General features: G+C 57.1%; 13 protein-coding genes and 3 pseudogenes. 8 read left to right on the top strand and 8 right to left on the bottom strand.

Translation table 11 applies throughout. The features are described 5' to 3' along the window. Positions 1-45 precede the first annotated feature (45 nt). A pseudogene (gene secA / locus ABOC21_RS20495) lies at positions 46-2,754 on the top strand (preprotein translocase subunit SecA). Between the two features lie 58 nt (positions 2,755-2,812). Then, positions 2,813-3,208 (top strand): 8-oxo-dGTP diphosphatase MutT, encoded by a 396-nt coding sequence (gene mutT, locus ABOC21_RS20490; RefSeq protein WP_426813080.1) that lies wholly within the window; start codon positions 2,813-2,815, stop codon positions 3,206-3,208. 58 nt (positions 3,209-3,266) lie between these two features. On the opposite strand, the gene yacG is transcribed toward mutT, so the two are convergent. The 3 genes and pseudogenes from yacG to coaE form a co-directional block, all read right to left on the bottom strand. Further along, positions 3,267-3,461, bottom strand: coding sequence for a DNA gyrase inhibitor YacG (gene yacG / locus ABOC21_RS20485; protein ID WP_426813079.1), 195 nt, complete (start codon positions 3,459-3,461; stop codon positions 3,267-3,269). Positions 3,462-3,470: 9 nt separating this feature from the next. Continuing rightward, a pseudogene (gene zapD / locus ABOC21_RS20480) lies at positions 3,471-4,215 on the bottom strand (cell division protein ZapD). Next, positions 4,215-4,835, bottom strand: a complete 621-nt coding sequence (gene coaE / locus ABOC21_RS20475; protein ID WP_426813078.1) for a dephospho-CoA kinase — start codon at positions 4,833-4,835, stop codon at positions 4,215-4,217. Before coaE ends, zapD begins: the two are co-directional and overlap by 1 nt. A gap of 346 nt (positions 4,836-5,181) precedes the next feature. Here coaE and ABOC21_RS20470 point away from each other — a divergent pair, with 346 nt between their 5' ends. Continuing rightward, positions 5,182-6,225 carry a GMP reductase gene (locus ABOC21_RS20470; RefSeq protein ID WP_426813077.1) on the top strand — a complete coding sequence of 348 codons (1,044 nt, stop codon included), beginning with the start codon at positions 5,182-5,184 and terminating at the stop codon, positions 6,223-6,225. Between the two features lie 33 nt (positions 6,226-6,258). Here ABOC21_RS20470 and hofC read toward each other — a convergent pair whose 3' ends face one another. The 4 genes from hofC to nadC form a co-directional block, all read right to left on the bottom strand. Beyond that, positions 6,259-7,464: a protein transport protein HofC gene (gene hofC / locus ABOC21_RS20465; RefSeq protein ID WP_426813076.1), complete on the bottom strand. Its 1,206-nt coding sequence runs from the start codon at positions 7,462-7,464 to the stop codon at positions 6,259-6,261. Then, on the bottom strand, positions 7,454-8,842 hold the full coding sequence (gene gspE / locus ABOC21_RS20460; protein WP_426813075.1) for a type II secretion system protein GspE: 1,389 nt from the start codon (positions 8,840-8,842) through the stop codon (positions 7,454-7,456). Before gspE ends, hofC begins: the two co-directional genes overlap by 11 nt. Before the next feature lie 10 nt (positions 8,843-8,852). Further along, complete coding sequence (ppdD, locus tag ABOC21_RS20455; RefSeq protein ID WP_426813074.1) at positions 8,853-9,284, bottom strand: prepilin peptidase-dependent pilin; 432 nt, start codon at positions 9,282-9,284, stop codon at positions 8,853-8,855. 183 nt (positions 9,285-9,467) lie between these two features. Next, a complete protein-coding gene (gene nadC, locus ABOC21_RS20450) occupies positions 9,468-10,361 on the bottom strand; it encodes a carboxylating nicotinate-nucleotide diphosphorylase (RefSeq protein WP_426813073.1) in 894 nt (297 codons plus the stop codon). Between the two features lie 272 nt (positions 10,362-10,633). Here nadC and ampD point away from each other — a divergent pair, with 272 nt between their 5' ends. Continuing rightward, on the top strand, positions 10,634-11,197 hold the full coding sequence (ampD, locus tag ABOC21_RS20445; RefSeq protein WP_426813072.1) for a 1,6-anhydro-N-acetylmuramyl-L-alanine amidase AmpD: 564 nt from the start codon (positions 10,634-10,636) through the stop codon (positions 11,195-11,197). Further along, positions 11,194-12,048 carry a beta-lactamase regulator AmpE gene (gene ampE, locus ABOC21_RS20440; protein WP_426813071.1) on the top strand — a complete coding sequence of 285 codons (855 nt, stop codon included), beginning with the start codon at positions 11,194-11,196 and terminating at the stop codon, positions 12,046-12,048. Before ampD ends, ampE begins: the two co-directional genes overlap by 4 nt. 182 nt (positions 12,049-12,230) lie before the next feature. Here the strand turns inward: ampE and aroP are convergent. Next, positions 12,231-13,605: pseudogene (gene aroP, locus ABOC21_RS20435) on the bottom strand (aromatic amino acid transporter AroP). A gap of 643 nt (positions 13,606-14,248) precedes the next feature. Between aroP and pdhR the strand changes: the two are divergent. The 3 genes from pdhR (at position 14,249) to aceF (ending at position 19,844) form a co-directional block, all read left to right on the top strand. Then, positions 14,249-15,028 (top strand): pyruvate dehydrogenase complex transcriptional repressor PdhR, encoded by a 780-nt coding sequence (gene pdhR / locus ABOC21_RS20430; protein ID WP_004857919.1) that lies wholly within the window; start codon positions 14,249-14,251, stop codon positions 15,026-15,028. Positions 15,029-15,276: 248 nt separating this feature from the next. Continuing rightward, positions 15,277-17,940, top strand: coding sequence for a pyruvate dehydrogenase (acetyl-transferring), homodimeric type (gene aceE / locus ABOC21_RS20425; RefSeq protein ID WP_426813070.1), 2,664 nt, complete (start codon positions 15,277-15,279; stop codon positions 17,938-17,940). A 14-nt stretch (positions 17,941-17,954) separates the two neighbouring features. Beyond that, positions 17,955-19,844, top strand: a complete 1,890-nt coding sequence (gene aceF, locus ABOC21_RS20420; RefSeq protein WP_426813069.1) for a pyruvate dehydrogenase complex dihydrolipoyllysine-residue acetyltransferase — start codon at positions 17,955-17,957, stop codon at positions 19,842-19,844. The last annotated feature ends 207 nt before the right edge of the window (positions 19,845-20,051 follow it).

Genomic DNA, 20,051 nt, shown 5'->3' with positions numbered 1-20,051 from the left:
TCTATTTTTTGTGACTCCGCATCGCGGGGCGTTTGAGATTTTATTATGCTAATCAAATTATTAACTAAAGTTTTCGGTAGCCGTAACGATCGTACACTGCGCCGTATGCGCAAAGCCGTGGCGCTGATTAACGGCATGGAACCTGCCATGGAGAAGCTCTCTGATGATGAGCTGAAGGCTAAAACCGAGGAGTTCCGCGCGCGTCTGGCAAAAGGCGAAAGCGTAGAGAGCCTGATCCCGGAAGCCTTTGCCGTGGTACGTGAAGCCAGTAAGCGCGTATTCGGTATGCGTCACTTCGATGTACAGTCTGCTCGGCGGCATGGTGCTCAACGAGCGCTGCATCGCAGAAATGCGTACCGGTGAAGGTAAAACGCTGACCGCGACCCTCCCGGCCTACCTGAACGCACTGTCGGGTAAAGGCGTTCACGTCGTGACCGTCAACGACTACCTGGCGCAGCGTGATGCTGAAAACAACCGTCCGCTGTTTGAGTTCCTCGGTATGACCGTTGGTATCAACATGTCGGGCCTGCCGGCTCCGGCCAAGCGTGAAGCTTACGCCGCCGATATCACCTACGGCACCAACAACGAATACGGCTTCGACTATCTGCGCGATAACATGGCGTTCAGTCCGGAAGAGCGCGTCCAGCGCAAACTGCACTACGCGCTGGTGGATGAGGTCGACTCCATCCTGATCGATGAAGCGCGTACGCCGTTGATCATCTCCGGCCCGGCTGAAGACAGGCTCGGAAATGTACAAGCGGGTGAACAAAATTATCCCGAGCCTCGTGCGCCAGGATAAAGAGGACTCCGATACCTTTACCGGTGAAGGCCACTTCTCCGTCGATGAGAAGGCGCGTCAGGTTAACCTGACCGAACGCGGGCTGGTGCTGATCGAGGAGCTGCTGGTACAGGAAGGCATTATGGAGGAGGGCGAATCCCTGTATTCACCGTCCAATATTATGCTGATGCACCACGTGACCGCCGCGCTGCGTGCGCACGTGCTGTTCACTCGCGACGTTGACTACATCGTCAAAGACGGCGAAGTCATTATCGTCGATGAGCATACCGGTCGTACCATGCAGGGGCGCCGCTGGTCGGACGGTCTGCACCAGGCCGTCGAAGCCAAAGAAGGCGTTGATATTCAGAACGAGAACCAGACGCTGGCCTCTATCACCTTCCAGAACTACTTCCGTCTGTACGAGAAGCTGGCGGGGATGACCGGTACTGCGGATACCGAAGCCTTCGAGTTCAGCCTCTATCTATAAGCTGGATACCGTCGTCGTACCGACCAACCGTCCGATGATCCGTAAGGATATGGCGGATCTGGTCTATATGACCGAAGCAGAAAAAATTCAGGCGATTATCGAAGATATCAAAGAGCGTACTGCCGCCGGTCAGCCGGTCCTGGTGGGTACGATTTCTATCGAAAAATCAGAAGTGGTTTCGCAAGAGCTGACCAAAGCGGGCATCAAACACAATGTCCTGAACGCCAAGTTCCACGCCAGCGAAGCGGATATCGTGGCTCAGGCCGGCTACCCGGCCGCGGTGACCATCGCTACCAACATGGCCGGTCGCGGTACGGATATAGTGCTGGGCGGCAGCTGGCAGGCGGAAGTCGCCATGCTGGAAGACCCAACGCCAGAGCAGATCGCCCAGATTAAAGCCGACTGGCAGACGCGTCACGAAGCGGTGCTGGCCTCCGGTGGTTTACATATCATCGGTACCGAACGTCATGAATCTCGCCGTATCGATAACCAGCTGCGCGGCCGTTCAGGCCGTCAGGGCGACGCCGGTTCTTCCCGTTTCTATCTGTCGATGGAAGATGCCCTGATGCGCATCTTTGCCTCTGACCGCGTGTCCGGCATGATGCGTAAGCTGGGGATGAAGCCGGGCGAAGCGATTGAACACCCGTGGGTAACCAAAGCTATCGCCAACGCGCAGCGTAAGGTTGAAAGCCGCAACTTTGATATTCGTAAGCAGCTGCTGGAATATGATGACGTGGCTAACGATCAGCGTCGCGCCATCTACAGCCAGCGTAATGAACTGCTGGACGTCTCTGATGTTAGCGAAACCATCAACAGCATTCGCGAAGACGTTTTCAAAACAACTATCGATGCGCATATTCCGCCGCAGTCGCTGGAAGAAATGTGGGATGTCGAAGGCCTGCAGGAACGTCTGAAAAACGACTTCGATCTCGATCTGCCGCTCAAAGAGTGGCTGGACAAAGAGCCTGAACTGCATGAAGAAACTCTGCGCGAGCGTATTCTGCAGAACGCGGTGGAAACCTACCAGCGTAAAGAAGAAGTCGTCGGTAGCGAAATGATGCGTCATTTCGAAAAAGGCGTGATGCTGCAGACCCTGGACTCCCTGTGGAAAGAGCATCTGGCGGCGATGGACTACCTGCGTCAGGGTATCCATCTGCGCGGCTACGCGCAGAAAGATCCGAAGCAGGAATATAAGCGCGAATCGTTCTCAATGTTTGCGGCGATGCTTGAATCCCTGAAGTATGAAGTGATCAGCACCCTAAGCAAAGTTCAGGTACGGATGCCGGAAGAAGTTGAAGCGATGGAGCAGCAGCGTCGCGAAGAGGCGGAGCGCCTGGCGCAGATGCAGCAGCTGAGTCATCAGGATGACGATACCCTGGCCGCTGCCGCATTGGCTGAGGAAACCGGCGAACGTAAAGTTGGCCGCAACGATCCTTGCCCGTGTGGCTCCGGTAAAAAATATAAGCAGTGCCATGGTCGCCTGAGCTAAGCCCAGCGAATAAAAATGAAGGCGCAGATATCTGCGCCTTTTTTATGGAATTAACGCAATGAAAATACTGCAAATCTCAGTTGGTATCATCCGTAACCCGCAGGGTGAAATCTTTATTACCCAGCGCGCTGCCGATGCGCATATGGCCAATAAGCTCGAGTTTCCCGGTGGCAAAATTGAGGCGGGAGAGTCTGCCGAGCAGGCGCTGGTGCGCGAGCTGCAGGAGGAGGTGGGTATTACGGTACGCGCGTCCAGCCTGTTTGATAAGCTGGAGTATCAGTTCCCCGATCGGCATATCACGCTGTGGTTCTGGCTGGTTGACGACTGGGAGGGCGAACCCTGGGGGAAAGAGGGGCAGCCGGGGCGCTGGATTGCCCAACGGGCGCTGCTGGCCGAGGAGTTTCCGCCGGCTAACGAACCGATTATTCGCAAATTAGTGCAGTCCGCCCGCTGAGAAAATGGCCCGGACATGACGCAAGGTCATCTCCGGGATTTTCTCTGCCGCCGCGTCGCTACTGCTGCTGTTCGCTCCAGTCATCGCTATCGGACAGGTCGCCTGCGCTGGGAATGCGTTTTTCTTCCGCCGCCCATTCACCTAAATCAATGAGCTGGCAGCGTTTTGAGCAAAACGGCCGAAACGGGCTACGCTCATTCCAGACCACATTTTTACCGCAGGTCGGGCAGTTAACGGTTGTCTCTTCCGACATATTTCCTCCTTAACAACAGGCCAGTTCAAAATCAAAGCGCTCGGGGACGATACCGAGCTCGCTGTCCAGCGGGAGAAAGCGAATGGCAAAGCGGCTTTTATGGCCAGAAATTTGTGGATACAGCTGGCTGGCGAGATCGAGGCGTAAACGCAGCAGATCGGCATCATCGCCGTTATCCTGATAAAAACCGTTGAGGCTGGTCTGCTTGCGAAAGGGCGCCGAGTTGCGAATCAAATCGAGGATCAGCACCAGCGCCTGGGTGAGCGGCTGAAGGCTCGCTAACCACCTGCCCACCTGCTCGTCGCGGTACTCCTGCGGCATATGCAGCCAGATATGCAGCGTGGGCAGATCGAAGCTGCAGCAGCCTCCCGGAATGCTCAGACGTTGGCGAACCAGCGCAATTAAACGATCTTCACGCAGGAACTGGCCGATGCGTGGAGCGGACATCAGCGCGCTGCCGGAGTGCTTCAGCTGCTGGCGCAATTCGTCAATACGCCCGCGGTCGACGCCCGGCACTTCTGCCCAGGACTGCAGCTTACGCTGCTGGCGCTCGAGCCTCTTTGAGCAGATCCGTCCGCACCTCGCCGCGTTCGAGAACGTCCAGCAGGTCGCCCGTATTGCGAAAGAAGTGGAGCGCATCCGCGTAGGTGGCGATGGCCGGGAGCGCGGAGAGCTGTTGAATCAAAAATTCAATACGCAGCCAGGTGCGCATTTTCTCATTGAGTGGATGTTCAAATAGAACGGGGGTATGCATTACGATTTTTCCTGTGAGGCGGCCTGCGCTGCCAGCATTAGATACTTTTCGTGCAGGCGGGCGACATCCTGAGCGATGGCATCCGGAGGGCCCATATTTTCAATGACATCATCCGCAGCGGCGAGGCGTTGTTCACGCGTCGCCTGGGCGGCGAGAATGCGTTCTGCGTGCTCACGGCTGACCCGATCGCGCAGTATGGTTCGCTCTATCTGCGTCTCTTTTGGCACATCGACGACCAGCACGCGGTCTGCGTTGGCCACGAGGTTGTTTTCGACCAGCAGCGGAACGACCCAGAGAACATAAGATGAGGACGCCGCCTGCATTTGCCGGCGGGTTTCCTGCTGAATGAGCGGGTGCAGCAGCGCGTTAAGCCAGGCTTTATCCTCCGCGTGCGCGAAGATGCGTTCCCGCAGGCTGCGGCGGTTCAGCGTGCCGTCATCGTTAATCATTTGTTGGCCGAAGCGAGCGGCAATCGCCGGTAGTGCGGGGGTTCCAGGTTCGACCACCTGCCGGGCGATAACGTCGGCGTCAATAACGTTAACACCAAGGTGAGAAAATGCATCGGCTACGGTGCTTTTACCGCTACCGATGCCGCCCGTTAACGCTACCGTATACCTCATATACCCCGTTCCTGAAACTGACCATACACACATTGACTTTTCAGCAGCGCCCGCGCTTCACGAGCCGTGACTCTGCGGTGGGTGTCCCGTCAGGCTGCTTCAAGCCTGGAAGAGACTTTTACGACGGATACTGGATTGCTTTGTACATATAAATCAAAAGGTTAAAAACAACGCTCTGGCCGTTGATTGTCGCGATCGCGCTTTTCTCAATCCACCAGGTAAATTTGTACGATTGTAGCGTAAAAAAAGTGAAAATCGCAGTCTTGCACGGTCATGATTCACGCGTATGATAACGTCACTGGAGTTGTGCTCTCACAATAATGCAATTAACCCCAGGAATTCGCACATGCGTATTGAAGAAGATCTGAAGCTTGGTTTTAAAGACGTTCTTATCCGCCCCAAGCGCTCTACCCTCAAAAGTCGTTCTGATGTTGAACTGGAACGCGAATTCACTTTTAAACATTCTGGCCTCTCCTGGTCCGGCGTGCCGATCATCGCGGCGAATATGGATACCGTCGGTACGTTTAGTATGGCAAAAGCGCTGGCTTCTTTCGGGATCCTGACTGCCGTACATAAGCACTATAGCGTAGAAGAGTGGCGCAGCTTTGTGCAGACCACGCCTGCCGAGGTGCTGAAGTACGTCATGGTTTCTACCGGCACGTCGGATGTCGATTTCGAAAAAACCAAACAGATCCTCGCGCAGAACCCGCAGCTCGGCTTCGTTTGTATTGATGTGGCAAACGGTTATTCCGAGCATTTTGTGCAGTTCGTGGCGAAGGCGCGCGAAGCCTGGCCGCTGAAAACGATCTGCGCGGGTAACGTCGTCACCGGCGAAATGTGCGAAGAGCTGATCCTGTCCGGCGCAGATATCGTGAAGGTCGGCATCGGTCCGGGTTCCGTTTGTACTACCCGCGTGAAAACCGGCGTTGGCTACCCGCAGCTCTCTGCGGTTATCGAATGCGCCGATGCGGCCCACGGCTTGGGCGGTCAGATCGTCAGCGATGGCGGGTGCACCACGCCGGGTGACGTCGCGAAAGCCTTCGGCGGCGGCGCTGATTTCGTTATGCTGGGCGGTATGCTGGCCGGTCACGAAGAGAGCGGCGGCAGCGTAGTCGAAGAGAACGGCGAGAAGTTTATGCTGTTCTACGGTATGAGCTCTGAATCCGCCATGACCCGTCACGTCGGCGGCGTTGCGCAGTATCGCGCTGCGGAAGGTAAAACCGTTAAGCTGCCCCTGCGCGGCCCGGTTGAGAATACCGCCCGCGATATCCTCGGTGGCCTACGTTCCGCCTGCACCTATGTCGGCGCATCCCGCCTGAAAGAGCTGACCAAACGCACAACCTTTATTCGCGTACAGGAGCAAGAGAACCGCGTGTTCAATAGCCTGTAGTGCCGTTTGCTGGCGCACCTCCTGCGCCAGCCGCTATCCTCCCATTCCGCTAATGGCGTCGCCCAGATGAAAAATGGGTAAATACATCGCCACCACCAGCAGGCCGACAACGGCGGCGGTTGTCAGCAGCAGCACCGGTTCCAGCAGCGTGGCCAGACCATCCGCCTGACGGTGCGTGCGTTCGCTATGATGGCGGGCAAGGTTCTCCAGCATGATATCCAGCGATCCTGACGCCTCTCCGGTGCGGATGAGCTGCAGGCATAGCGGGGTAAATCCTCCACTGTTCGCCAGCGCCTGCCAGATGGCGGTCCCGTGGGCAATCTGCGTATTAACCTGATGGATCCTCTGGCGCCAAAGCGGACAGCTTAGCGTCTCTTCTACGCTTTCCAGCCCCTGCATAAAGCTGATGCCGGCGCTCTGGGTGAGGGTTAAAACGGTAAATATCTGGCTGAGCCGCTGTCCGCCTATCAGTTTTCCGACCACCGGCAAAGCGTGCAGCAGTTTTTGCCGCCGCAGTAGCCAGGATGGGCGACGATGGGCCAGCCGGTTGAGGATAAACAGCAATATCGCCATCAGCAGCAGCAGCGGCCAACTGCCGCTGAGGCTCTCTCCGGCACCTATCACCGCTTTGGTCAGCAAGGGGAGCGGCGTGTTGAAGGTCTGGTAGATAGCGGCAAACTCCGGCAGGACAAAGGTGAGCATGCCCATCACCACCAGCAGCGCCAGCAGCAGAATGACCAGCGGATAGCGCAGCGCCTTTTTGACCTTGTCGCTCAGCTGCAGCTGCTCCTGCTGCTGGCGAGCCAGGTGAAAACAGCAAAGATCCAGCTTGCCGGTAAGCTCGCCGGTGCGGATCATGGCCAGATAGAGCGGAGGAAACGCCTGCGGCCATCTTTCCAGCGCGCTGGAAAGCGAGGTGCCCTGCGCGAGATCCCGAGCCAGCGTTCGCAGCAGCGCCTGCCACTGCGCGCCCGTCTGCTGCTGCGCCAGCAGCTCCAGCCCCTCGGCCAGAGGCAGACCCGCCTGCAGGAGGGTCGCCAGCTGATGGATAATCTGGCCGCTGTAGCGTGGATGCCAAAGCGAGCTGCGTATCGCGCAGCGGCGGAGCGCGAGGGGAATAATCCGTTCATGCTGCAGCGCCTGAATCGCCTCCGGACGAGAGCTTTTCCACAGCGATCCCTGGCGGAGCGCGCCTTTGGCATCAAGCCCGCGCCAGCGCCAAAGGCGCTCAGTCGCCATGGGGGAGCCCCAGCACGCGGACCACCTCTTCAAAGCAGGTCAGCCCTTGCTCAATGGCCAGGCAGCCGCTTTCAAACAGCGTTGTCATTCCGCCCTCGCGCGCCAGGGATTCAATCTCCGCCGCGCTCAGCCCGCGGGAGATAGCCTGCTGCAGCGCGCTGCTTATCGGTAGCACCTCAAATAGCGCCAGGCGCCCATAGTAGCCGTGGTAGCAGTGCCGACAGCCCGTTGCCTGCCAGCGGGGCAGCCGGCGCGGCCACAGGCTGTGCGGCACGTCAATACCGCCTTCGGCCTCCCGCCGGCAGCGCGGACAGAGCCTGCGCACCAGGCGTTGAGCAATAACCAGCGATAGCGCGGATGAGAGCATCCAGCAGGCGATCCCCATCTGCTGCAGGCGGATCAGCGTTTCGCTGGTCGAGTTGGTATGCAGCGTTGAGAGCACGAGGTGCCCGGTTTGCGCCGCTTTAATCGCAATTTCTGCGGTTTCCGCGTCGCGGATTTCACCCACCATCACAATGTCCGGGTCCTGACGCAGCAGCGCGCGCAGGACGCTGTTGAAGGTTAATCCGGATCGCGGGTTGATCTGCGTTTGATTCAGGCCGGCGATGGGAATTTCCAGCGGGTCCTCTACGCTGCAAATATTAACCACATCCTGATTTCGCTTCTGCAGGGCGCTGTAGAGCGTGATGGTTTTACCGCTGCCGGTTGGGCCGGTGACCAGCAGCAGCCCCTGGGGTTGATTGAGCGCCGAGCCAAAAGCGGCGAGCTGCTCTGGGGATAAGCCTAACGCCTCCAGATCCAGCGCCTGTTCCACCTGATGCAGCAGGCGCAGGACGATCTTCTCACCGTAACGGCAGGGCAGGGTAGCGATGCGAAATGACACCGATTGCCCCGACAGCGTCTGCGTAAACTGACCGTCCTGCGGCAGGCGGTGTTCGGCGATATCAAGGTTCCCGAGCACCTTAAGCCGCGCCGTTATCGGCTGGGCCAGCCCGGCGGCAAGCGGCGCAAGCGGATGGAGTACCCCATCGACCCGCAGGCGGATGCGCAGGCTATCTTCGCCAGGCTCGACGTGGATATCGGATGCGCGCTGGCGCAGCGCCTGCTCCAGAATCTGATTGACCTGTTCGATAATGCCCGTCGGCGCGTCACCGCTGGCGGCAGCTCGCGCAGGCTGCGTGGACGATTGTTGGCGCTGGTTCATTTTATCCTGGCTCCAGCACTCGATATCGATCCGTTTTTGCGTGGCGAAGCGCAGCGCTTCCATTAGCTCAGGCGGCGGAGAGTCTACCACCGCGATGGAGAGGGTTTGCTCATCGCTGTTCAGCAGCAGGGCGTGGTAGCGCTGGCAGAGGGCGATCAGTTTTTCGGTTTTCATCGCGATGTCCTCAGTTGAAGCGGAATACGTCTTCACACGCCTGCTTGAGCGCGCTGCCGCTGGCGATGTCGCACTCTCTCTGCCAGCCGGTAATTCCATTTGCGCTATCCCAGCCCGGCGTCAGGGTGACGCGTAGCCCGTTCAGGCTCTCTTGCCCGCTAAGGGTGACGACGCCTTTAGCCACCGTCAGCGCGGAAACGTAGCGCGTGGTGGTGGGAGAGGGAATGCCGTTGCTACCGCCGTCGCAGCTTGTTAGTCCGCCGTGCTCAAGGGCGCATAGCTCCACCGCCGTGCGGTAGGGAATAAAGGTTTGCAGCACATCGGTGAGCGCCGCTTTGCGCAGATAGTTCTGGTAGGCGGGAATGCCGATGGCGCTGAGAATGGCGATAATGCCAATCACCACCATCAGTTCGATAAGGGTAAAGCCGCGTTGTTTGTCCATCGATTGCTCCTTGTTATCGTCGGGAGCACTGTGGCGGTCTGCGAGCAGGATGACGAGCGATAAATGAGCGCTCAGGAAACGGCTTCCCAGGCTTTCTTTATTCGTTACAGCGAGAGGGCAAAGCGCTGAGATCGTACTCGCAAAGCGTGCGCCCCGGCAGGCGAGCGGCGCCGGGGCGGAGCCTTAGCGAAAACGCATTGACAGATCGAGCGCGCGGACGTGCTTGGTCAGGGCGCCAACGGAGATGTAATCGACGCCGGTTTCGGCATATTCACGGATCGTCTCGTAGGTGACGTTGCCGGAGACTTCCAGCGCGGCCTGGCCGTTGGTACGTTTCACCGCTTCGCGCATCAGGTCGAGGGTGAAGTTATCGAGCATGATGATATCGGCCCCGGCCTTCAGGGCTTCATCCAGCTCATCAAGGGATTCAACCTCAACTTCTACCGGCACGTCCGGATGCAGCCAGAAGGCCTTCTCGACGGCCTGGCGCACGGAGCCGGAGGCGATAATGTGGTTCTCTTTGATCAGGAAGGCATCGAACAGCCCCAGGCGGTGATTGGCGCCGCCTCCGCACAGGACGGCGTACTTCAGCGCGGTACGCAGGCCGGGCAGGGTTTTACGGGTATCGAGCAGCTGGGTTTTGGTGCCCGCCAGCAGATCCACGTAGCGGCGCACCTCGCTGGCGACCCCGGAGAGGGTCTGCACGAAGTTTAGCGCGGTGCGCTCGCCGGTCAGCAGCAGACGGGAAGGGCCCTGCAGCTCAAACAGCGGCTGATCCGCCTTGACCGCGTCGCCATCGTCAACCAGCCAGGTGACGCTAACGTCGTCGCCGGCCAGCTGAATAAAGACCTCCTCCACCCAGCGCTTGCCGCAAAACACGCCGTCTTCGCGCGTAATGACCACCGCGTGCGAACGCGCGCTTTCCGGCAATAATTGCGCGCTAATATCGTTGCGAGCGTCAACTTCGCCGCCTAAATCTTCGCGCAGGGAGTGGGCTACGGCATCGGTAATATCGAGGTTAATACGTTCCAGCAGCGCGTCACGGCGGCGGTCGGGGTTGTAGCGACGAGGCGACATGATAAAGCTCCAGATAGATAAGATTCAGAAGTGGGAAACATGCTAACCTGAACGGCGTTTCTACACCATATACTCTTCATCCTTCAGGCTATTGCAGCGCCGGCGGAGGTTGAGGCGGGGCGGCCATAGCAGGACACCGGACATCTTCGCGGATGACGCATTTTCCGCCCGCCGGCTGCGGCGATCGGCCCCGAACGAATGTGTTTATGATAATCGGCATTCCCGGGCCATGGGCGGCCCGGGAGTATGCGTTAGCGAAAGGAGACTCCGCAATGCAGTTGAACGGAGGATGGCTGGTGGGCGCGCGTCGGGTACCTTCGCCGCACCATGATTGCCGCCCGGATGATGAAACCCCCTCTCTGCTGGTGGTGCATAATATTAGTCTGCCGCCGGGTGAATTTGGCGGTCCGTGGATTGATGCTCTGTTCAGCGGCACGCTCGATCCCAACGCGCATCCCTATTTTGCCGGGATCGCTCAGCTGCGGGTTTCGGCACATTGTCTGATTCGCCGCGATGGTGAAATCGTGCAGTATGTACCTTTCGATAAGCGCGCGTGGCACGCCGGCGTATCCTGCTATCAGGGGCGCGAGCGCTGCAACGACTTCTCCATTGGTATTGAGCTGGAAGGGACGGACACCCTGGCCTATACCGACGCGCAGTATCAGCAGCTGGCCGCGGTTACGCGGCAGCTGACCGCGCTCTATCCGGCCATCGCTGAAAACATGACCGGCCATAGCGACATCGCGCCGGTGCGTAAAACGGATCCCGGCCCGGCGTTTGACTGGGCAAAATTTCGCGGTCTGCTGACCGCTTCGTCAGATAAGGAGATGCCATGACGTTGTTTTCTACGCTGCTGGTTCTCATCGCCGAACGCCTGTTTAAGCTGGGCGAGCACTGGCAGCTCGATCATCGCCTCGAGGTTCTGTTTCGCCGCGTGAAGCACTTCTCGCTGTTCGGCACGCTGCTGATGGCGGCGGTGGCGATGGTCGCGGCGTACATTATTCAGCGCCTGCTGCACGGCGTGCTGTTTAACGTTCCGCTGCTGGTGTTCTGGATCCTGCTCGGCCTGCTGTGCATTGGCGCCGGCAAAGTTCGCCTGCACTATCACGCCTACCTGAAGGCCGCTTCCCGCAATGATAAGCATGCCAGCGACGCGATGGCCAGCGAGCTAACGCTTATCCACAGCGTTCCACCGGGCTGCGACAACCGTGAATATCTCAGCGAGCTGCAGAATGCGCTGCTGTGGATCAACTACCGCTACTACCTTGCGCCGTTGTTCTGGTTTGTGGTCGGCGGGCCGTGGGGCCCGACCACGCTGATTGGCTACAGCGTCCTGCGCGCGTGGCAGTCGTGGTTGGCCCGCTATCAAACGCCGCACCACCGTTTACAGTCAGGAATTGATGGTATTTTGCACGTTGTGGACTGGGTGCCGGTGCGGCTGGTTGGCGTGGTTTACGCACTGGTGGGGCACGGCGAGAAGGCGCTACCCGCGTGGTTCGCCTCGCTGGGCGATCGCCATTCGTCGCAGTATCAGGTACTGACGCGCCTGGCGCAGTTCTCACTTGCCCGTGAGCCGCATGTCGATAAGGTCGAAACGCCGAAAGCGGCCGTTTCAATGGCCAAGAAAACGTCGCTGGTGGTGGTGGTGATTATGGCCCTGCTGACGATTTACGGCACGCTGATTTAAGCGCCCACCGTTGGGGTTGTAAGCGGGATGCCAGAATCAGGCATCCCGTTTTTTTTGCCGGACTATCCGCTTTAGCCGCGCATCGTGGCAAGGAACGATATAGGCAGAACGACCGAGATACGGGACGCTTGAGGGGGGGCTGTGCCCGCTAAGATGCTGCGGGCACAGGGTTTAGCGATGTATTAATGCGCTTTTACGGCGCTGGCGCTTCTCTGTTTGAACAGGTAGCCGACGCCGAGAATGGCAATCCACACCGGGATCAGGTAGACGGAGATGTCCATGCCCGGGGTGATCAGCATGATGTACAGTACTGCGGCCATGAACAGCAGGCAGATCCAGTTACCGACCGGATAGAACAGCGCCGGGAAGCGGGTAACCACGCCCTGCTGCTGTTTTGCGCGACGGAACTTCATATGCGCCAGGCTGATCATCGCCCAGTTAATGACGAGGGCAGAAACAACCAGCGCCATCAGCAGACCAAACGCCGACTCCGGCGCGAGGTAGTTAATCAGCACGCACAGCGCGGTCACCACGGCGGAAACCAGAATGGTGTTCACCGGCACGCCGCGTTTGTCGACGTTCATCAGCGCTTTCGGGGCGTTACCCTGCTGGGCAAGACCAAACAGCATTCGGCTGTTGCAGTAAACGCAGTCTGTTATACACCGACAGCGCGGCGGTCAGCACCACGATGTTGAGCGCGTTAGCAACGAAGGTGTCACCCAGCTCGTGGAAGATCAGCACAAACGGGCTGGTGTCTGCGGTTACGCGCGTCCACGGCAGCAGCGAGAGCAGTACCGCCAGCGAGCCCACGTAGAAAATCAGAATACGGTAGATAACCTGATTGGTGGCTTTGGGAATGCTCTGCTCCGGGTTATCCGCTTCCGCCGCGGTGATCCCAACCAGCTCCAGGCCGCCAAACGAGAACATGATGATAGCCATCATCATCACCAGCCCGGTGAAGCCGTGCGGCAGGAAGCCGCCCTGATCCCACAGATTGCGCACGGTTGCCTGCGGGCCGCCGTTGCCGCTGAACAGCAGCCAGCCGCCGAACAGAATCATCGCCACAACGGCCACGACTTTAATAATGGCGAACCAGAACTCCATCTCGCCGAAGACCTTCACGTTGGTGAGGTTGATGGCGTTAATGGCCACGAAGAAGATCGCCGCAGAGACCCAGGTCGGGATCTCCGGCCACCAGAACTGGACGTATTTTCCGACCGCCGTCAGCTCGGCCATGGCGACCAGCACGTACAGCACCCAGTAGTTCCAGCCGGAGGCAAAGCCGGCAAAACCGCCCCAGTACTTGTAGGCGAAATGACTGAATGAACCTGCCACCGGCTCTTCCACTACCATCTCACCGAGCTGGCGCATAATCAGAAAAGCAATAAAACCGGCGATGGCGTAGCCAAGGATAATGCCGGGACCTGCCGACTGGATAACGGACGCGCTGCCCAGGAACAGACCGGTACCGATAGCGCCGCCCAGAGCAATGAGCTGTATATGGCGGTTTTTCAGGCCGCGCTTTAGCCGATCGCCTTGCTGTTGACCTTCCATCATGAAACCTCGTGTGTGGTTATTTTGCGTTTACGCTTCATCCTTCAGGCTGTTGCTTTATTGTCGACTCCTGCCAGATAGCATAGCTATCTCTATTGCAGAGAGTTTATGACCAGCCCTGTTATGCGTGATTCAGCGTCGACATTATTGTGTTGTGTAATTATGAAATTCCGTTTCTGTATTAATTTCTTTACGCAAGGCGGAATATAAAATCACTAAAAGGCCTTTTGCATCATGGAGAATAGTGTTAAGTGCGGGCGAATGCACCTGCTTTATGAAGGGGTGATGACGAAGCGAACAAAAAGAAACCATTTGTAAACAGGGCGGCGATAAACGTTTTTAACTCTTAATGACTAGCTACGCAACGAAACTGAATTTAAAGACGCTTTTTCGGCTGTTGAATCGGTTCAGAACGCCTGTTTTTCGTTTCGTAAAAGTTAACGCTACCGCCAAAGGGGTAAAGACATCATTTGTGAAAAGTTACAATTCTGAAATGTTATTTCTGTAAGGTTGTTAAAATGTGCCTGCTTTACTGATTTCAATCAAAACCTGTATGGACAGAAGGTGAATACTTTGTTACTTTACCGCTACGAACTGCAAATTGGTAAGACCAATTGACTACGGGCTAATGGCAGAGACAGGGAATATGGCCTACAGCAAAATCCGCCAACCAAAACTATCTGATGTGATAGAGCAGCAGCTTGAGTTTTTAATCCTTGAGGGGACCTTGCGCCCCGGTGAAAAACTCCCGCCTGAACGCGAACTGGCTAAACAGTTCGACGTTTCCCGTCCCTCGCTGCGTGAGGCGATTCAACGCCTCGAAGCCAAGGGCCTGTTGCTTCGTCGCCAGGGCGGTGGAACTTTTGTACAGAGCAGCCTGTGGCAGAGCTTCAGCGACCCGCTGGTAGAGCTCCTGTCCGATCACCCTGAATCCCAATTCGACCTGCTGGAAACCCGTCACGCGCTTGAAGGCATTGCCGCCTATTACGCGGCGCTGCGCAGCAATGATGCCGATCGCGAGCGTATTCGCGAGCTGCATCAGGCCATTGAGCGGGCCCAGCAGTCCGGCGACCTTGACGCCGAATCCGATGCCGTCGTCCAGTATCAAATTGCCGTCACCGAAGCGGCGCATAATGTTGTGCTGCTGCATCTGCTACGCTGCATGGAGCCGATGTTGGCGCAAAACGTTCGCCAGAACTTTGAATTGTTGTACGCCCGTCGGGAAATGCTCCCGCAGGTCAGCAATCATCGCACTCGTATTTTCGAGGCGATAATCGCCGGGGAGCCGGAGCAGGCGCGTGAAGCGTCGCATCGACACCTGGCGTTCATTGAGGAAATTTTGCTGGATCGTAGCCGTGAGGAGAGTCGTCGAGAACGCTCACTGCGTCGTTTACAGCAACGAAAGGATGAGAACTCCGGTTCTTAAGCGCCATTTTTTAGAGCGCGGCAACTAAACGCAGAACCTGTCTTATTGCGCTTTTAGTTTCAGTTGCCCTAAATAATTCGGCTTGTATCGCGGCGGCAAGCGTCGGAATCTCCGGGAGCATAGCTAACTATGCGACCGGGGTGAGGACGAGAAGCCAACAATGAGACAAGCCGAAGTATGACGGGCAAAGAGTGCAATGGGACAGGTTCCAGATTAATCAACGATTAGATAGATAAGGAATACCCCCCATGTCAGAACGTTTACCAAATGACGTGGATCCGATCGAAACTCGCGACTGGCTACAGGCGATCGAATCGGTCATCCGTGAAGAAGGTGTTGAGCGTGCTCAGTATCTGATTGACCAACTCCTTTCTGAAGCCCGCAAAGGCGGGGTGAAGGTTGCTGCTGGCACATCTACTGGCAGTTACGTCAACACTATTGCCGTTGAAGATGAACCGGAATACCCGGGGAATCTGGATCTGGAACGTCGCATTCGTTCTGCGATTCGCTGGAACGCCATCATGACCGTTCTGCGCGCATCGAAAAAGGATCTTGAGCTGGGCGGCCACATGGCTTCCTTCCAGTCCTCCGCGACCTTCTATGAAGTGTGCTTCAACCACTTCTTCCGCGCGCGCAACGAGCAGGACGGCGGCGACCTGGTTTACTTCCAGGGCCACATCTCTCCGGGCGTATACGCACGTGCGTTCCTCGAAGGTCGTCTGACCGAAGAGCAGATGAACAACTTCCGTCAGGAAGTTCATGGCAAAGGCCTCTCTTCCTACCCGCACCCGAAACTGATGCCGACCTTCTGGCAGTTCCCGACCGTATCAATGGGTCTGGGTCCAATCGGTGCAATCTACCAGGCTAAATTCCTGAAATATCTGGAACACCGTGGCCTGAAAGATACCTCTAAACAAACCGTTTACGCTTTCCTCGGCGACGGCGAGATGGACGAGCCGGAATCTAAAGGCGCCATCACCATCGCAACCCGTGAAAAACTGGATAACCTGGTCTTCGTCATCAACTGCAACCTGCAGCGTCTGGACGGCCCGGTCACCGGTAACGGCAAAATCATTAACGAACTGGAAGGCATCTTTGCCGGCGCTGGCTGGAACGTTATCAAGGTTATCTGGGGCGGTCGCTGGGATGAGCTGCTGCGTAAAGACACCAGCGGTAAGCTGATTCAGCTGATGAACGAAACCGTTGATGGCGACTACCAGACCTTCAAATCCAAAGACGGCGCCTACGTCCGCGAGCACTTCTTCGGTAAATATCCGGAAACCGCAGCGCTGGTTGCCGACTGGACTGACGAGCAGATCTGGGCCCTGAACCGCGGCGGTCACGATCCGAAGAAAGTCTTCGCTGCCCTGAAAAAAGCGCAGGAAACCACCGGCAAAGCCACCGTCATCCTGGCCCATACCATCAAAGGTTACGGCATGGGTGATACCGCTGAAGGTAAAAACATCGCTCACCAGGTTAAGAAAATGAACATGGACGGCGTACGCTACGTCCGCGATCGTTTCAACGTGCCGGTTGCCGATGCTGATATCGAAAAACTGCCGTACGTGACCTTCCCGGAAGGTTCCGAAGAGCACACCTATCTGCACGCCCAGCGTGAGAAACTCCACGGCTACCTGCCGAGCCGTCAGCCTAACTTCGATGAGAAGCTGGAGCTGCCGACCCTGGAAGATTTCGCTCCGCTGCTGGAAGAGCAGAACAAAGAAATTTCTACCACCATCGCCTTCGTTCGCGCCCTGAACGTGATGCTGAAGAACAAGTCCATTAAAGACCGCCTGGTGCCGATCATCGCCGATGAAGCGCGTACCTTCGGTATGGAAGGCCTGTTCCGTCAGATCGGTATTTACAGCCCGAACGGCCAGCAGTACACCCCGCAGGACCGTGAGCAGGTTGCTTACTATAAAGAAGACGAGAAAGGTCAGATCCTGCAGGAAGGTATCAACGAACTGGGTGCCGGCGCATCCTGGCTGGCTGCTGCGACCTCTTACAGCACCAACAACCTGCCGATGATCCCGTTCTACATCTACTACTCCATGTTTGGGTTCCAGCGTATCGGCGACCTGTGCTGGCAGGCAGGCGACCAGCAGGCTCGCGGCTTCCTGGTAGGTGGGACTTCCGGTCGTACCACGCTGAACGGCGAAGGTCTGCAGCACGAAGATGGTCACAGCCATATTCAGTCTCTGACTATCCCGAACTGTATCTCTTACGATCCGTCTTACGCGTACGAAGTTGCGGTCATCATGCACGATGGCCTAGAGCGTATGTACGGTGAGAAACAAGAGAACGTTTACTACTACATCACCACGCTGAACGAAAACTACCACATGCCGGCAATGCCGGAAGGTGCTGAGGAAGGTATCCGTAAAGGTATCTACAAACTCGACACTCTCGAAGGTAGCAAAGGTAAAGTTCAGCTGCTGGGCTCCGGTTCTATCCTGCGTCACGTGCGTGAAGCAGCAGAGATTCTGGCGAAAGACTACGGCGTAGGTTCCGACGTCTACAGCGTAACCTCCTTCACCGAGCTGGCGCGCGATGGCCAGGACTGTGAGCGTTGGAACATGCTGCACCCTCTGGAAACCCCGCGTGTACCGTACATCGCTCAGGTGATGAACGACGCACCGGCCGTGGCTTCTACCGACTATATGAAACTGTTCGCCGAGCAGGTTCGTACCTATGTACCGGCTGATGATTACCGCGTACTGGGTACCGACGGCTTCGGTCGCTCCGACAGCCGTGAAAACCTGCGTCACCACTTCGAAGTCGATGCTTCCTACGTGGTTGTTGCGGCGCTGGGCGAACTGGCTAAACGTGGTGAAATCGATAAGAAAGTTGTGGCTGAAGCAATCGCCAAATTTAACATCGATGCAGATAAAGTTAACCCGCGTCTGGCGTAAGAGGTAAGAGAATAATGGCTATCGAAATCAACGTACCGGATATCGGGGCAGATGAAGTTGAAATCACCGAAATCCTGGTCAAAGTTGGCGACAAAGTTGAAGCTGAACAGTCGCTGATCACCGTAGAGGGCGACAAAGCCTCTATGGAAGTCCCGTCTCCGCAGGCTGGCGTTGTTAAAGAGATCAAAGTCTCCGTTGGCGACAAAACCGAGACCGGTAAACTTATCATGATTTTCGATTCCGCCGATGGTGCAGCAGCCGCTGCACCTGCGCAGGAAGAGAAAGCAGCAGCGCCGGCTCCGGCCGCTGCACCGGCTGCGGCCGCGGCGAAAGACGTGCACGTGCCTGATATCGGCGGCGACGAAGTTGAAGTCACCGAGATCATGGTTAAAGTGGGCGACACCGTCACGGCTGAACAGTCCCTGATTACCGTTGAAGGCGACAAAGCCTCGATGGAAGTCCCGGCTCCGTTCGCGGGTACCGTGAAAGAGATCAAAATCAGCACCGGCGACAAAGTTTCTACCGGCTCGCTGATTATGGTCTTCGAAGTGGCGGGGGCGGCTCCTGCTGCTCCGGCGCAGGCTGCTGCTCCGGCAGCGGCGGCTGCACCAGCGGCTTCCGGTTCTAAAGAAGTGAACGTGCCTGACATCGGCGGCGACGAAGTTGAAGTGACCGAAGTGATGGTTAAAGTGGGCGACAAAGTTGCCGCTGAACAGTCACTGATCACCGTTGAGGGCGACAAGGCCTCGATGGAAGTTCCGGCTCCGTTCGCGGGTACCGTGAAAGAGATCAAAATCAGCACCGGCGACAAAGTCTCCACCGGCTCGCTGATTATGGTCTTCGAAGTTGAAGGCGCGGCGCCTGCTGCGGCTCCGGCGGCAGCTGCTCCGGCACCTGCGGCGGCTGCACCTGCTCCGGCTGCGAAAGCGCCGGCGCCGGCGGCGAAAGCTGAAGGCAAATCCGAGTTCGCTGAGAACGACGCCTACGTCCACGCTACTCCGCTGATCCGCCGCCTGGCGCGCGAATTTGGCGTGAACCTGGCGAAAGTGAAAGGCTCCGGTCGTAAAGGCCGCATCCTGCGCGAAGACGTTCAGGCCTACGTGAAAGAAGCCGTTAAACGCGCGGAAGCAGCGCCTGCTGCCGCGACCGGCGGTGGTATCCCGGGCATGCTGCCGTGGCCGAAAGTGGACTTCAGCAAGTTTGGTGAAGTTGAAGAAGTCGAGCTGGGCCGTATCCAGAAAATCTCTGGTGCTAACCTGAGCCGTAACTGGGTGATGATCCCGCACGTTACGCACTTCGACAAAACCGACATCACTGACCTGGAAGCGTTCCGTAAGCAGCAGAACGCGGAAGCCGAGAAGCGTAAGCTGGACGTGAAATTCACTCCGGTGGTCTTCATCATGAAAGCGGTGGCCGCTGCGCTTGAGCAGATGCCTCGCTTCAACAACTCCCTGTCCGAAGATGCGCAGCGTCTGACGCTGAAAAAGTACATCAACATCGGTGTTGCGGTTGATACGCCTAATGGTCTGGTTGTTCCGGTCTTCAAGGACGTGAACAAGAAGAGCATTACCGAGCTGTCCCGTGAGCTGACGGTGATCTCTAAGAAAGCGCGTGACGGTAAGCTGACCGCTGGCGAAATGCAGGGCGGTTGCTTCACCATCTCCAGCATCGGCGGCCTGGGTACTACCCACTTCGCGCCGATTGTTAACGCGCCGGAAGTGGCTATCCTCGGAGTGTCCAAATCCGCGATGGAACCGGTATGGAATGGTAAAGAGTTCGTTCCGCGTCTGATGATGCCGATCTCTCTCTCCTTCGACCACCGCGTGATCGACGGTGCTGATGGTGCTCGCTTTATTACCATCATCAACAACACCCTGAGCGATATTCGCCGCCTGGTGATGTAAGCGAAAAGCCGGCCTGACGGCCGGCTTTTTTCTGGTAACCTCTCGTGCGTTTTGGGGTTATCGGCAATAAAGGACAAAATCGTTTGCCGTTTGTTGTTTCAAAATTGTTAACAATTTTGTAAAATGCACGCGGATAGAACGTCCCGGTGGATATAAGGGTATTAATATACATGCCCTATGGATTTCTGGATGCAGCAAGGCAGCAAG

This window comes from Klebsiella sp. WOUb02 (genome assembly GCF_050058015.1).
GTDB lineage: Bacteria > Pseudomonadota > Gammaproteobacteria > Enterobacterales > Enterobacteriaceae > Klebsiella.
Note: the sequence above shows the minus strand (reverse complement) of the source record. Positions and strands in the feature narration are given on the sequence as shown.